Genomic DNA, 13857 nt, shown 5'->3' with positions numbered 1-13857 from the left:
GAATTCCCGCAAAAAAGCGCTTTCTTTTTCACGGAATTCTTACTTCCGGTTCTAGCAAGAATTCCGTGAAAGCAAAGTCGGTTTCAAGCGATGCACGCTTGTATCTTCTTTTCCTGTTTTATTGATTTGACTAAGCAGTAACTCTGCTGCCAAGTTGGCCATTTCAATGGCTGGCTGATTAACCGTCGTAATGGTCGGTGTATAGAAACTGGCATACGGTACATCATCGATTCCTATGACCGCTATGTCATCAGGTATGTTGATTTCGTGCTGTTTCATATAACGCAATACTTCATTAAGTACGATATCATTTCCTGCCAATATGGCTTGAGGCGGCTTTTCCAATTCGAAAAATTCTGAAAGTGCAACAGGAATTTCATCTACGTTCACTGTTTTAATATATTCAGAATTGAATGGTATCCCATGTGACGCCAGTGAATCCTTGTACCCTTGGATCCGTTCGATTCTAGGACTGATATCGCGTATTATTGAAGTGGTCATGATTGCAATGTTTTCAAAACCCTTTTCAATAAATCGGTCGATCGCTAACTTGGAAGCAAGGTGATTATCGAGCATGACTGTTGCAATATCCAATTCTTCGATCGTCCTATCCATGAAAACAATCGGGAATTGATCACTCTTCATACGTTGATATAAATCAAGATTGTCACCTGTGGGGAAAATGATGATCCCATCCACTTGTTTAGCTCTCAGCATTTCAATATAATTCTTTTCCTTTTCAGGGTTGTCATCTGCATTGCATACGATAATATGAAACCCTTGTTCATAAAAGTAGTTTTCTATAGCTCTAATTACTTGCGTTGAAAACGTGTGAAGGATGTTGGCAACCACCACCCCAACGGTAAAAGTGGATTTTTGTTTTAAACTGCGCGCTATTATATTAGGCTGATAGTTTAATTCTTCTATAGTTTCTTCAATTTTTTTCCTGGTTTTTTCACTCATATACTCATATCTCTTGTTCAGGTATTGGGAAACTGTGCTTTTTGATACTTTCGCGTGATTGGCGACATCAGTAATTGTAATGGTTTTCATTTCATTCATTCCTGTCGTGTGATTTCATTTCTCTGCCTAATTCCATAAAACAAATTGGCTTCGTATATAAGGAATATTCTATTATAATAAGTAAAGCTTTACAATCACCTTCTGATGCAGTAAAAAAGTCAATTTCCCATACCGTGTAACAAATTCAATCAACTAATGTACAATCATCACTTGATTGCCTTTTTATTGGATCTGAATTCAAACGCCTGAGTATGCCATGAAACCCCCATCGACTGGTACCGTAATTCCTGTAACAAAACCCGAATAGGATTCATCAACGAGCCAAAGCAAGGTACCAAGTAAATCTTCAGGCTGCCCAAAACGCTTCATGGGTGTTGAAGTTATGATTTTATTTGACCTTGCCGTCAGGCTGCCATCTTCATTAAGCAGAAGATCCCGATTTTGCTTCGTCAAAAAGAATCCTGGAGCAATGGCATTCACCCGTAAACCTTCTTCGGCAAAATGAACAGCCATCCACATGGTAAAATTATTTATCGAAGCTTTGGCAGCACTATATGCTGGTACTTTAGTCATTGGAGCGTAGGCGCTCATGGAAGATACATTAATGATAACTGGTGCTTCCACTTGCAATAACTCTTTCCCAAAAACCTGACTGGCCAAAAATGTACCCGTGAAATTACTGGCAAAAACCTGGGAGAAACCATTTTCATCTAAATCAAAAAAGGATTTTCCTTCTGCTTCTTCCCCATATTTCTCTGGAGCTGTAATGGCATCAGGATGATTGCCTCCCGCTCCATTTATTAATAGATCCACTCTTCCGAATGTTTCTATTATTTTTCCTCTTGCATTCTCCAATGAGGTTCTATCCAAAACGTCTGCCGCAATGGATATCGCAGTGCCCCCTGTTTGTTCAATGAGTTCGACCACTTCTTGCCCTTTTTCGGCCGTTCTGTTCAATATAGCTATCTTGACACCATGACGGGCCAATTCCACTGCCATTTTGGAACATAAAACACCGCTGCCTCCAGTGATCACTGCCACCCTGTTCGATAAGTTTTCATGGATGGGAATCATGATTCCCCACCTGATTTACCAGCTTCATATGCATCCCATAATCCGAGCAAATACATGATTCCCAGTGCTCTGTCATATAAACCGTAACCTGGGCGGCAAACTTCACCCCATATATGACGGCCATGATCCGGTCTGACATAACCAGTATAATTTTGCTTATTCAATTCTTCCACGACGCCCTGTATATTGATAGATCCATCCTGGGTATGATGGGATGTTTCTACAAAGTCACCATTTTCATAAATCTTCACATTCCGTATATGGGAGAAAGGCGAACGGTTTGCATACTTTTTAGCCACCTGGACCATATCATTTTCAGGGTTTGCCCCCATCGAACCTGTACACATGGTGAACGCATTCGATGGTGAATCCGAAATCGAGATCAGTTTTTCATAGCTCGACTCTCCGGTGATGATTCTTGGCAAGCCAAAAATGGACCATGGCGGATCATCCGGGTGTATTGCCATTTTTATACCGCAAGCCTCGGCAACAGGTAATATTTCTTTTAGGAATATTTCTAGATTCGCCCATAGCTGCTCTTCGTCCACAGTTTTGTAAGCTTCGAATAATTCAGAGATTTGATCCATTTTTTCTGGTTCCCAACCTGGTAAAGTTAAATCTGAAGCTTCCGTTACCGTACGAATTAAATCTTGTGGATCTAACGTATCCACTTTCGCCTTTTCATAAAACAGGGCAGTTGAACCATCTTCCAAAGGATGGAACATTTCCGTCCGAGTCCAATCAAAGATCGGCATGAAGTTATAACAAATGACTTTCACTCCAGCTTCTGAAAGATTCCGGATCGTCTCTTTGTATTTCTCTATATATATCATGCGATCTTCGTTACCCAATTTAATCGATTCATGGACATTTACACTTTCTACGACATCCGTGTGAAAACCAAATGATTGGATATACTCGATTTCTTCTTTAATTTCATCCTTTTCCCATACCTCACCAACAGGTTTTTGGTGTAGTGCCCAGACAATCCCTTTCACTCCGGGAATCTGTTTAATGTGTTCCAATGTAACAGTATCATTGTCTTTCCCGTACCATCTAAATGTAATGTTCATCATGCACCTCCATCATTCCGCAATTTTCTGCATGTATTTTCTGCTTAACTCCACTGCGGTCTCATAGCCGCCATTCTGATAGGCTTTGTTCAAGTCACTGCCGATCCCGATTGATACCGCGCCTGCATTAAGCCAGTCCGTCATGTTATCTAAATTAATTCCGCCGGTTGGCATGATCCTAACATTGGGCAGTGGACCATTAACCGACTTGATGAAAGAAGGTTCGAAATGGTTTGCCGGAAATAACTTTAAAACATCACAGCCTGCTTCCAATGCCGTAGCCATTTCTCTAATTGTCATGCATCCAGGCATATAGGGAATGCCGTATCGATTACAAAGTTCGGCTACGCCATTGACAAAATAGGGACTGACGACAAAATTGGCGCCAGCTAAAATCGCATGTCGTGCCGTTTCAGGATCAAGTACCGATCCTGCTCCTAAAAGTGCGTCCGAATTTTGCAGTTCTTTGAAAGCTTCTTCAATTCCCGGTGTTGTATAAGTCAATTCGATTGCCCGAACACCACCTTCCACAGCTGCTTTAGACAGTTGTGCTGCTTCCTTCGCATCTTGTCCCCGGATAACAGCAACAACTTTCGTTTCCGTTATTTGATGTATGATCGAATGTTTATCCATGATTCCTACCCCCTTAATTAAAAACGATGATCGCTTTTCGAACTTGTTCGGGATGATTTTCAACAAAATTAAATGCTTCCTGGATATCATCGAGCGAAAATGTATGGGTAACTAAACCTTCATGCCTGAGTTTGCCTTCATTCAAAAGTTTAACCACTTTTGGAAACTGGTCGGTTTGCAATCTAGATCCTTTCACAGATACTTCCTTTTTAGTGATTGGTAGCTGGGAAACCGCTGAAGGACGTTCATCAAAACCGAGTACAACAATCCGCCCCGCCGTTGACACGACATCGAAGGACAATTCAAATGTCATCGGCAAGCATACTGCATCAATGATGACGTTGGCCCCTTCGCCATTCGTCCATTCTTCTACTCGTTTTTGAACATCTTCTTTTCCCGCATGGACGATGATATCGGCGCCGCTTTCTTTAGCGAATTCCAAACGCTCATCACTTAAATCCGTGATCATCACTGATGCTCCTTGAAGCTTTGCCATCTTTAATATGCAAATTCCAATAGGCCCAGCTCCCTGGATAAGAACGGTTTCCCCTTCCTCCACTTCGCCTCTCCAAACGGCCTGTGCGCCAATTGTGTATGGCTCAGCCAATACTATTTCTTCCCAGGCTAAAGCGGAATCCACAACATGTAATTGTTTCTCGGGAAGGACGAACCATTCCCTCAGCCCACCATCTTCATGCACGCCAAAAACGGAAAGTTTTTCACAAACATTTTGGCGACCTTTACGGCAAGCGTAACACTCTCCGCAATAACTGATGGGCTCAACAACAACGTGATCCCCCACTTTTATGCCCGCGACACCCTGACCTATCTCCACCACTTCTCCCGCTACTTCATGCCCAACCACCCGCGGCAGCGTTGCAAGAGGATTAGTACCATGGTAAATATGCATATCCGATCCGCAAATTCCTACTCTCTTTACTTTTACAAGGACATCCGTCGAGTTCGAAATCCGTGGTTTTTCCACTTCTCGAATGATAAGTTCATGAGCTTTCCGTACTTGAACCGCTTTCATTTCCCCACCTACTTTGTAAGAAATTCATAAACACTTGTTGCTATCGTAATACCTTGTTTCAGGTTCTTTTCTTCATTGATTTGTTCAATCTCACCCGGTACATATACCCGATCGAACCCTGGAGCAGGTTCAACCTGTTGCAGCTCTTCGATCATTTGATCCATTTGCTCTAAAAATATATCAGTATCCGTAAAGAACGAAGGATTAATTACACAAAAATAATGTCCCAGCTTCCGTTTCTTATCAAGATCGTCATACATTTTCCCAATGTGCGGGCCAAATGCCGCACCGGCCAATAATCCAGAAAACACATCTACTATTACGGATAGACCATAGCCTTTCGGGCCTCCGAAAGTGGAAAGGGAAACGACTTTATTCGGGTCTGTGACCGCAGCTCCATTTTCATCCACTCCCCATCCTTCAGGGATTTCCTTTCCTTCTTCGCGTGCCTGGAGGATTTTCCCCAGCGCAACATTGGATGTTGCCATATCAAGAATAAAGGGTTTCTTCGTTTTGGCAGGAACTCCGTAAGCGATTGGGTTGGTACCAAGAAATGATGTTTTTCCTCCGAACGGGACCACAATTTTATCGGTATGTGACATCGCGATGCCAATCAACTTTGCATCAGCAGCTTTTTGAACGAAATAGCTTAGTGCCCCGCAATGGCTGCTATTAAAAACAGTCACCATGCCCACGCCATTATCTCTAGCCATTTCGATTGCATGGTCCATGGCCACGTCGCCAATCACATGCCCAAAACCATCATCTCCATCAACTACACCGGTAACGGGCCCTGTCTTTTGAAATGAAATCTGTGCATCGGGATTTATGCCTCCTGCCTGTAAACGGTTCACATAATGCTCTGTCCGCAAAACACCATGGGAATTGACATTTCTGAGATCGGCATGAACCAATACTTCCGCGATTTTTCCGGCATTTTCTTCATTTAAACCCACTTTGGTCAGCTGTTGTATGACTAATCGTTTTGCTTCCTCGGCTTGTATCGTTACTGTTGCCATTTTCTCCCCTCATTTCTTTCAGTCATCTATCTTTCTATAACAGCTTCATTCTGTATGAAAGGCATTACTTCATCCAAATATGGTAATCCTTCATTGTCCCCTGCAACAGTGGTGACAAGAGCTCCTACACCATTTGCGAATGTCAACCTTTCATCAATTGATAGTCCATTAAGATACCCGTAAATATAACCGGCATCATAACCATCTCCCGCACCAACAGTATCTACGGGTATGACGGGGAAGGCTTTTTTTTCATGCCATTCATATTTGGTATATAGTTTTGACCCATGTTTCCCGTCCTTAATGACAAGCTGATCAATATCATTCACCTTTGCGAATTCCGCCAATGATTCTTTAGAGTCAGTTCCGATGATCAATCTTATTTCATCTAAACCTGTAAGCAAAATATCAACATATGGAAAAATTTTATAATAAACTGATCTTGCTTCCTCGATGGACCATAGCTTTAAGCGGATATTCGGATCAAAAGAAACAGGTATATTTTTTTGTTTTGCAATCTCCATTACCCTCTTGGCAATTTCCACATTTTTGGGTTCTATAGCCAAAAATACTCCAGTAAGGTGGACTATATCAATCTCTTCAAACATACTTTCAGTTATATCTTCCGGTTTTAAAGTTAAAATGGGAGATTGATAGCGGTAATAAAATGTCTTTCCGGAACCATCTTCCCGGAGTTCTTTAAAGTTAAGGGATGTTGGATATCCATTTACATAGGCAACATCACTCATGTCCACGCCTTCCCCACGAGCAAAATTATATATAACTTTACCGAACTCATCCTTGCCTAAACGGCTTATCCATTTTGCCCGCATGCCAAGCCTTGCACAGCCAATGGCAAAATTCAGTTCAGCGCCTCCTACTTTTCGCTCAAAACGGGTAACGAATCTTAAAGGTCCTGTCTCTTCCGGATTTAGCGTAATCATGGCGTCGCCCAGCGTTAAAACACCATATTTTGATGACAATACAGTACCTCCTTCTTTCGAACAATCACAAATAAAAACAAAAACATTTGATCATATCACTTTCATTAGCTTCATTGCTAAATCGATTTAGTAAATTACTAAACCGGTTTGGTAAATCATAAGGAAATTGTAAATGAAAACCCTACCAAAAACAATAGAAAAGTTTGATAATTTGTAATTTTATTTTTATTTGATATTTTTTCATATTATATTGCAGCTAAACTTATGATAAAAAGCCATATTAAGGTAAAGGGAAGGGGTTATTTCTTCCCTCTTTTTTAATGATTAAGAGTTTCTGATTTTTCATCCAAGGGCTTTCAATCAAATTTTACTCTTTGCTATTAATTTGGAGAAAGTTGTATAATATATCAATTGTTAAATAAGTTTGAAAGGTTGTTTGGAATGAGTTTTTTGAGAATATACATCTTACTTACCGGAATAATGATCACATGGGGGTTAAATGTCTCAGTTATTAAAATTTTAGTTGCGAATACGCAGCCCGTAACAATAACCTCTTTGAGAATTTTCACTGCATCCCTTATAGTCATCATTATCCTTTTCTTCTTTGGATTAATACGTCTTCCTAAAAAAAGTGAACTTTTTTACGTTTTTGGAGGAGCACTTTTGAGTGTCGTTTTTCATCATTATTTTTTAGCTGAGGGATTGACGAAGACTTCCGCCTCGAATGCTGGACTGATTTTGGGCATGGGGCCAATATTGACTGTCATCTTGACCATGATATTCTTTCGTAAAAAGCCCACTTTAATCCGGCTTCTTGGCTTTATATGCGGTGCCCTAGGTGTGAGTTTTACCGTTATGGCAGGAAGTGGAGGACTTCATTCTATTAATCTGGGAGATGTGGATATTTTACTTTCGATTCTTTCACAGGCATTGAGCTTCATACTCATTAATAAAGCCTCAAAAACAATGGATCCACGATTACTAACCGGGTACATGATGCTTATCGGGTCTTTTATTCTTTTTGCCATCAGCTTATGGAAGGAACCAGAGGGCTTATCTTCACTGGCAACGGCACCGCCATCCATCTGGGGAGCTTTCTTGTTCTCCGCTATTTTTGCCACTGCCCTGGGGCACATGAGCTATAATTATGCCATTGGTAAGGTAGGCGCAGCTGAATCATCCATATTTCTTAACTTAAACACCTTATTCTCTTTGTTAGGGGCAGCATTTTTCCTTAATGAAGCCATTGTGCCTGCACATTTCATTGGGCTTATCTTCATTGTTTCAGGAGTATTGCTTGGCTCTGGTGCAATTGAAATATGGATTCTCCAAAGGAAAAATAAACGTATATCTGCCTAGCGGCTACAGCAAAACCTCGTTTTCGTGACTTTATTAAAAAAAAGGGCCCTATGACACCACCATTCTAAAAAATGGCTTAGCAGTGTCATAGGTTCTTATTATATATGTCTATCCACTCCTCCATCTACAGATAATAAACCTTGAAACATACTTGCAGAATAATAATTTAGAGATTCATATCCGTTACAATATACCCCGAAATTTGCATGGACATGTCCATTGAAGAGTGCCCATTAAGACAAGCCTTTTGTCAGTTGTGGCCCTTTTCTTTCTGAGAAACCTCCTTGAAGACATATTGTCTACTTAATATTGGTTTTGATGACTTAATAAATATAAAAGAGACTGTCTATGGGTTACAGACAGCCTGAGATTACAGTCATGCTTATAAAGTAAATCAATTAGCCCAGATCGCAAACAAGCCTTCTGTTACACCCAATTTGTATATATAATAAAGTCCGAATGCAAAACTTATAGCTCCCGCCAGTTTGATGAAGATCCGGTTTAAAACGATGTCTTTTCCATTCAAAGCAAACGGTATGCCTAGTAAAGTTGTAAAGCACAGCATGCCAATAATTGTCCCTGTGCCGAATATTATGATATAGATGGATCCTTCGCCTATACCGGTTACGGTCGACATCGTTAGAATGACCATTGCAGCACTGCCCGCGAGACCATGGACGAACCCAATTAAAGCAGACACGAAAAAAGGACGAAATCGATCTTTATCGTTCGTGATATTAGGACGATTTTTAAATAAACTTTTCGCCCCTAGCATAACAAGCATAATACCAACGCCAAATTCCAGCGTCATGCTTAACGACTCCGGAATTTCCCCTTTCATCCAAATGAACAGCATCCCTATAAGAAACAGCGTACATGTATGGCCTATTCCCCAATACACCCCCGTTAGAGTGGAACGCGATAATTTTTTCGTATTTCCTGCCGTGGTTGCTACTGCAATAACGTGATCCGGCTCTAACGAATGCTTTATCCCCAATAGGAAGCCTAATGAGAGAATTGACACCAAACTCATTTCTCTACCACCTCCCCGAGACACTTCCATACTTCTTCATACACCTGTTTAAGCGGTATATTGTTCTTTACGGCAATTTTACGGCAATCTTCATATTCAGGTGCCTGCTGCAAGGGCAAACCCTCATGGAACCCTCTCTTTATCGTCACTTCCCCCCATTGTGTATGTACAGTGAAAAAAGATCGTTCGAGCCTGTGCACGGTAAGAGGATAGTAGCGTATACCGAGCGTCGTCGTTTCAGCAAATAATATCTTCTTCATTTTCGAAATCATCTGCTGTGAACAGAGAAGTTGCAATAACACTCCCGGTCGATTTTTTTTCATAAAGATTGGCGTATAATATACATCATTTGCTCCTGATTCAAACAGCAAATCCATTACATGTCCAAGCCATTCACCGGAAATATCATCTAGATTCACTTCCATTTTCACCATTTGTCCATCAAGATGCTCATGATCAGGTGGTCGGTTCATTGGATTTCCCCTATGATAATGCGAAGGACATTCGGATGATTTTCAAATGTTTTTGTTCCCGCACCATAGCCAATCGATTTAACAGTCATGGCTGGAAGCGAGCCAAATGTTTGAGCTAAAACAGCAGCGATCGCAGCACCGGTCGGCGTCGTCAATTCAAAACGAATATCGTTTGAGGCAATAGGTACCCCCTTTAATATTTCAAGAGTGGCAGGTGCAGGAACAGGATATATGCCGTGATCAATATGTATATGTCCAGATCCCGTTGGAATGGCTGATGACTGAACTGATTCAATCCCTAGCTGATCGATTAAAATTGCAGCTCCGATTATATCTATTATTGAATCCACCGCTCCTACCTCGTGAAAGTGAACTTTTTCAAGAGGAAGCCCGTGTATGTGCCCTTCCGCTTCACCAATCTTCTTAAAAATGGCGAGTGACCTGTTCGTTACCGATTCATTAAAGTTTGCCTCGTTGATAGCCTCCACAATTTGTTTGTAGGTACGGCTGCCATGATGATGGTGAAGCACATGGCTATGGTTGTGGTTGTGTTCATGTGCATGGCTGTGGCTGTGTTCATATCCATGACTATGTTCGTGTTCATGACTGTGGCTGTGTTCATGTGTTTGCTCTGATTTACTGGTAAGAATGACATCAAATTTAGTACTCGTAATGCCATTTTTGACGACCTTCCCCCATGACAGATTATACTCTTCATCTATGTTCAGCTTTTTTAACTCTTCTTCCATTTGTACAGGGTCTGCACCTGCATCAATCAACGCACCAATAACCATATCTCCGCTTATGCCGGAAAAGCAGTCAAAATATAAAGTCCTCATCACGATTGACCTCCTTTTTATGTACAAGTTTGTATATAATCGCTGCATTGTAGGCTGCACCAAATCCATTATCGATGTTCACCACACTTACACCCGATGCGCATGAATTGAGCATCGATAAAAGTGCCGATAAACCGTGAAAATTAGCACCGTAACCAATACTTGTCGGCACAGCAATAATTGGATTCGTGACAAGTCCTCCTAACACACTTGGAAGTGCCCCTTCCATCCCCGCGACACAAACTGATACCGTAGCCCCTCGTATCTCGTCTATATTATCAAGGAGGCGGTGCAATCCAGCAACACCAACATCGTATATACGCCTGACTGGAATACCTAGAGTTTCCGCCGTCACGGCTGCTTCTTCAGCAACGGGCAAATCTGATGTCCCGGCGCACACAATTGCAATATATGAACCAACGTATTTGGGTTTTTCTTTAACCCATGCAAGCGTCCGTGCCATATCGTTATACTCAAAATCACTACATTCTTTTTGTACAAATACTGCTTTTTCCGGAGAAATGCGAGTCACAAGTACAGAATCATTCCTTGCCCGCAGTGATTGTACAATCGTTAAAATTTGTTCAGATGTTTTCCCTTCTCCAAACACAATTTCGGGAAAGCCTTGTCTCCTTTTACGATGATGATCGATTTTTACAAACCCTAAATTTTCATAGGATGCAAGTTTTCCCTTTGCTTCCGCGACTGTCAATGAACCCTTTTGAACCTGCTCCAAAATATCGTCAATCATAACATTTCTTCCTTTTTAAGCGCTATATTCATACTTCCGCTTGTATAGCCCGTGAGATCCATTGATACATACTTATAACCGAATTGCTTCAGCCGTTTCGTGATTGCCTCATGGTATTTGAGCACTAGCGGCATATCATCGGGTTCAACTTCAATTCGGGCAGTATCCTCATGCGTCCTGACTCTTACCTGATGAATATCCAATGATTTTAAGTAAGCCTCTGATTTATCCACTTTTGTCAATTTTTCCTTCGTAATGATATCGCCATATGCTATTCGTGAGGATAGGCAAGCAAATGACGGTTTATCCCAGGTTGGCAAACCGGCTTCCTTGGACAATACTCTTATTTCTTCTTTGAATAAATCGGCTTCTAGAAGAGGTCCCCTGATTCCTTTTTCTTTAGCTGCTTTCATGCCTGGACGAAATTCGTTTGCATCATCAGCAATAACTCCATAAATAATATTATTAAAGTCATATTCTTCAAGAATAGGAAGCAGGTGGTCAAATAAACTACTTTTACAAAAGTAACAGCGATTTTGATTATTTGCTGTATATCCAGGAATGGCCAACTCCGAAGTTTGAATGACACGATGGTTGGCACCAATCCATTTTGATAGCATAAGGGCTTCTTTCAACTCACTCGACGGATAGGTTTCCGAATCTGCCGTAATGGCTAACACATTATCATAACCCAAAGTATCAATCGCGACTTTTAGCAAAAACATGCTGTCCACCCCTCCTGAAAAAGCGACCACAACCGACTCCATTTTTTGGAGAATACCTTGCAGATTTCTGTACTTTTCTAGTAACATAGCACTTTTCCCCTTTCTGGTTTGTCTGAATTTATCTACTGTCCACCAGCAATAACACCCCTGATCGATTACTAAAAGATTGAACGAGATACATCAAATTGGTAGGAAAGGAGGAAATAACACGCCATCATACTTTCATTCCCAGCGCCTATGAACTGATATTCATATATATGCGACGGCCTGCTTTAGCTATTTTGTACGATAGCCGAGAATTTTTTTGCCGTTTCTGCCAGCCTGTTGTAATCTTCACCAGAAATCAATTTCTCTGGATTGATCAATGAACCGCCAAGTCCCGCCGCGATGGCCCCTGCCTTAAAAAAAGAAGCGAGGTTGTCAAGGTTGACACCGCCAGTTGGCATAAGAGGGATGTGAGGAAGCGGCCCTTTAAGATTTCTAAAGTAGCCAACACCCAGTGCATCTGCAGGAAAAACTTTGATAATGTCAGCTCCATGCTCGTATGCCGTCAATATTTCGGTTGGTGTAAACGCACCTGGAATGCTAATGACGCCATAGCGCTTCGTCATTTTAATCGTTTTGACATTGAGGGTTGGAGAAAAGATAAATTCCGCCCCGGCCATGATGACCGCCCGTGCGGTTTCAGGATCCAATACTGTACCGGCACCCGCTATGATATCATCACCGAACTCCTCTTTTACTCTTTCAATTAAATGGCACACTTTTGGTGTTTCTACTGTAATTTCGAGTGTTCGGATGCCACCTTCTTTCAGGGCTCGAGCGATTGGTATAATTTGATCGGGGCGTGCACCGCGAATGACGGCGACCAGTTTCCCATGTTTAAGCTCTTCTAGTTTAGTCATTTTCCCCACCTTTCTACCTCGTCACATCATCAGCGCCGCCACTCATGAACAAAGCGAGGTCGGCACGAACTGGCAAACCCTCAACATCGCCATTTACCATCGTAGCCATTGCACCCATGGCATTTCCACGCCTTGCAGCTTCATCTAGCGGCAGTCCATCAAGCAGCCCGGAAAGTACACCGGATGCAAAAGCATCCCCAGCACCGATGGGATCAATCACCCGTTCAACATAAAATCCAGGAACGTATGTTTTCGGTACAGACGGGGCTGAAATTAAAGAGCCTTCTTTGCCCAATTTCAGCAAAACTGTATCGATACCGAGTTCATGAAAATGATCGACAAATTTCTCCGGAGTATTGGAACCGAATAAAAATTCGGCTTCGGCCACACCAGGCATGACGATGTCACTTTCCGAGGCGTACTTTGTTATGAAGTGACGTGCTTTATTTTCATCACCCCATATTTTCAAGCGAATATTGGGATCAAATACGATTTTTGTTCCAGTTTCTTTAGCAATGCGGATCGCTTTATCCAAGAGCGACTGACACGAATTCCCGAGTGCAGGAGTAATCCCGGTAATATGGAGATAAGCGGCGTCTTGAATGGCAAGATCAGATAGTAATTCCGCCGTCATTTTGCTGGCTGCCGAACCTTTCCGATAATAATAAACGCGAGTATCATTCAGCCGTCTGAATTCTTTAAAAAAGACTCCGGTAGGCGCATCAGGGTCTCGCGTTACAAACGAAACATCAACGCCTTCACCGCGAATAAACGATTGCATGGCATCACCAAATTCATCCTCCCCGAGACGGCTTATCCAACGTGACCTATGACCGAGTCTGCTTAACCCGATTGCAACATTGGATTCCGCACCGCCAAACTTCATCGAAAAAGATCGGGCATGGCGAAGCGGCCCTTCTTCATTCGGGGTAAACACTGTCATTGTTTCTCCTATAGTTACAACATCCATGTC

General features: G+C 41.9%; 15 protein-coding genes. 1 reads left to right on the top strand and 14 read right to left on the bottom strand.

All coding sequences use genetic code 11. The features are described from left to right. Window positions 1-51 precede the first annotated feature (51 nt). The 7 genes from QFZ73_RS23995 to QFZ73_RS23965 form a co-directional block, all read right to left on the bottom strand. Window positions 52-1053: a LacI family DNA-binding transcriptional regulator gene (locus QFZ73_RS23995; RefSeq protein ID WP_251433763.1), complete on the bottom strand. Its 1002-nt coding sequence runs from the start codon at window positions 1051-1053 to the stop codon at window positions 52-54. Window positions 1054-1260: 207 nt separating this feature from the next. Further along, complete coding sequence (locus tag QFZ73_RS23990; protein ID WP_307271531.1) at window positions 1261-2097, bottom strand: SDR family oxidoreductase; 837 nt, start codon at window positions 2095-2097, stop codon at window positions 1261-1263. Then, window positions 2094-3170, bottom strand: a complete 1077-nt coding sequence (uxuA, locus tag QFZ73_RS23985) for a mannonate dehydratase (protein WP_307271528.1) — start codon at window positions 3168-3170, stop codon at window positions 2094-2096. The genes QFZ73_RS23990 and uxuA overlap by 4 nt, the downstream gene beginning before the upstream one ends. Window positions 3171-3182: 12 nt before the next feature. Beyond that, on the bottom strand, window positions 3183-3803 hold the full coding sequence (locus QFZ73_RS23980; protein ID WP_307271525.1) for a bifunctional 2-keto-4-hydroxyglutarate aldolase/2-keto-3-deoxy-6-phosphogluconate aldolase: 621 nt from the start codon (window positions 3801-3803) through the stop codon (window positions 3183-3185). 13 nt (window positions 3804-3816) lie between these two features. Next, the gene (locus tag QFZ73_RS23975) at window positions 3817-4836 is read right to left on the bottom strand and encodes a zinc-binding alcohol dehydrogenase family protein (protein ID WP_251433775.1); all 1020 of its coding nucleotides are present in this window, start codon (window positions 4834-4836) and stop codon (window positions 3817-3819) included. 8 nt (window positions 4837-4844) lie between these two features. Next, complete coding sequence (allD, locus tag QFZ73_RS23970) at window positions 4845-5855, bottom strand: ureidoglycolate dehydrogenase (protein WP_307271521.1); 1011 nt, start codon at window positions 5853-5855, stop codon at window positions 4845-4847. Between the two features lie 26 nt (window positions 5856-5881). Beyond that, the gene (locus tag QFZ73_RS23965) at window positions 5882-6838 is read right to left on the bottom strand and encodes a sugar kinase (protein ID WP_307271518.1); all 957 of its coding nucleotides are present in this window, start codon (window positions 6836-6838) and stop codon (window positions 5882-5884) included. A 402-nt stretch (window positions 6839-7240) separates the two neighbouring features. Here QFZ73_RS23965 and QFZ73_RS23960 point away from each other — a divergent pair, with 402 nt between their 5' ends. Beyond that, the gene (locus QFZ73_RS23960) at window positions 7241-8158 is read left to right on the top strand and encodes a DMT family transporter (protein WP_307271515.1); all 918 of its coding nucleotides are present in this window, start codon (window positions 7241-7243) and stop codon (window positions 8156-8158) included. 394 nt (window positions 8159-8552) lie between these two features. Here QFZ73_RS23960 and QFZ73_RS23955 read toward each other — a convergent pair whose 3' ends face one another. From QFZ73_RS23955 to QFZ73_RS23925, 7 genes are all read right to left on the bottom strand, one after another. After that, the gene (locus tag QFZ73_RS23955) at window positions 8553-9191 is read right to left on the bottom strand and encodes an urease accessory protein UreH (RefSeq protein WP_307271512.1); all 639 of its coding nucleotides are present in this window, start codon (window positions 9189-9191) and stop codon (window positions 8553-8555) included. Next, window positions 9188-9664 carry a nickel pincer cofactor biosynthesis protein LarC2 gene (gene larC2, locus QFZ73_RS23950; protein ID WP_307271509.1) on the bottom strand — a complete coding sequence of 159 codons (477 nt, stop codon included), beginning with the start codon at window positions 9662-9664 and terminating at the stop codon, window positions 9188-9190. Before larC2 ends, QFZ73_RS23955 begins: the two co-directional genes overlap by 4 nt. Continuing rightward, window positions 9661-10503, bottom strand: a complete 843-nt coding sequence (gene larC / locus QFZ73_RS23945; RefSeq protein WP_307271506.1) for a nickel pincer cofactor biosynthesis protein LarC — start codon at window positions 10501-10503, stop codon at window positions 9661-9663. The genes larC2 and larC overlap by 4 nt, the downstream gene beginning before the upstream one ends. Beyond that, on the bottom strand, window positions 10484-11254 hold the full coding sequence (larB, locus tag QFZ73_RS23940) for a nickel pincer cofactor biosynthesis protein LarB (protein ID WP_307271502.1): 771 nt from the start codon (window positions 11252-11254) through the stop codon (window positions 10484-10486). The genes larC and larB overlap by 20 nt, the downstream gene beginning before the upstream one ends. Beyond that, complete coding sequence (gene larE / locus QFZ73_RS23935) at window positions 11251-12066, bottom strand: ATP-dependent sacrificial sulfur transferase LarE (protein WP_307271498.1); 816 nt, start codon at window positions 12064-12066, stop codon at window positions 11251-11253. The genes larB and larE overlap by 4 nt, the downstream gene beginning before the upstream one ends. A 185-nt stretch (window positions 12067-12251) precedes the next feature. Further along, window positions 12252-12884, bottom strand: coding sequence for a bifunctional 4-hydroxy-2-oxoglutarate aldolase/2-dehydro-3-deoxy-phosphogluconate aldolase (locus QFZ73_RS23930; RefSeq protein WP_307271496.1), 633 nt, complete (start codon window positions 12882-12884; stop codon window positions 12252-12254). Window positions 12885-12897: 13 nt separating this feature from the next. After that, the gene (locus QFZ73_RS23925; protein WP_307271493.1) at window positions 12898-13854 is read right to left on the bottom strand and encodes a sugar kinase; all 957 of its coding nucleotides are present in this window, start codon (window positions 13852-13854) and stop codon (window positions 12898-12900) included. Window positions 13855-13857 lie beyond the last annotated feature (3 nt).

The organism is Peribacillus sp. V2I11 (genome assembly GCF_030817135.1).
Classification (GTDB): Bacteria; Bacillota; Bacilli; order Bacillales; family DSM-1321; genus Peribacillus; species Peribacillus simplex.
The sequence above is the reverse complement of the archived record's forward strand: the minus strand, read 5'-3'. Positions and strand labels throughout refer to the sequence as shown.

What these genes read in the sequence shown, in the direction of transcription:
- QFZ73_RS23990 (WP_307271531.1), bottom strand. Translation starts at nt 2,097, where the DNA reads ATGATTCCCATCCATGAAAACTTATCGAACAGGGTGGCAGTGATCACT.
- allD (WP_307271521.1), bottom strand. Translation starts at nt 5,855, where the DNA reads ATGGCAACAGTAACGATACAAGCCGAGGAAGCAAAACGATTAGTCATA.
- QFZ73_RS23975 (WP_251433775.1), bottom strand. Translation starts at nt 4,836, where the DNA reads ATGAAAGCGGTTCAAGTACGGAAAGCTCATGAACTTATCATTCGAGAA.
- QFZ73_RS23930 (WP_307271496.1), bottom strand. Translation starts at nt 12,884, where the DNA reads ATGACTAAACTAGAAGAGCTTAAACATGGGAAACTGGTCGCCGTCATT.
- larC2 (WP_307271509.1), bottom strand. Translation starts at nt 9,664, where the DNA reads ATGAACCGACCACCTGATCATGAGCATCTTGATGGACAAATGGTGAAA.
- QFZ73_RS23925 (WP_307271493.1), bottom strand. Translation starts at nt 13,854, where the DNA reads ATGGATGTTGTAACTATAGGAGAAACAATGACAGTGTTTACCCCGAAT.
- larB (WP_307271502.1), bottom strand. Translation starts at nt 11,254, where the DNA reads ATGATTGACGATATTTTGGAGCAGGTTCAAAAGGGTTCATTGACAGTC.
- uxuA (WP_307271528.1), bottom strand. Translation starts at nt 3,170, where the DNA reads ATGAACATTACATTTAGATGGTACGGGAAAGACAATGATACTGTTACA.
- larE (WP_307271498.1), bottom strand. Translation starts at nt 12,066, where the DNA reads ATGTTACTAGAAAAGTACAGAAATCTGCAAGGTATTCTCCAAAAAATG.
- QFZ73_RS23955 (WP_307271512.1), bottom strand. Translation starts at nt 9,191, where the DNA reads ATGAGTTTGGTGTCAATTCTCTCATTAGGCTTCCTATTGGGGATAAAG.
- QFZ73_RS23995 (WP_251433763.1), bottom strand. Translation starts at nt 1,053, where the DNA reads ATGAAAACCATTACAATTACTGATGTCGCCAATCACGCGAAAGTATCA.
- larC (WP_307271506.1), bottom strand. Translation starts at nt 10,503, where the DNA reads ATGAGGACTTTATATTTTGACTGCTTTTCCGGCATAAGCGGAGATATG.
- QFZ73_RS23960 (WP_307271515.1), top strand. Translation starts at nt 7,241, where the DNA reads ATGAGTTTTTTGAGAATATACATCTTACTTACCGGAATAATGATCACA.
- QFZ73_RS23980 (WP_307271525.1), bottom strand. Translation starts at nt 3,803, where the DNA reads ATGGATAAACATTCGATCATACATCAAATAACGGAAACGAAAGTTGTT.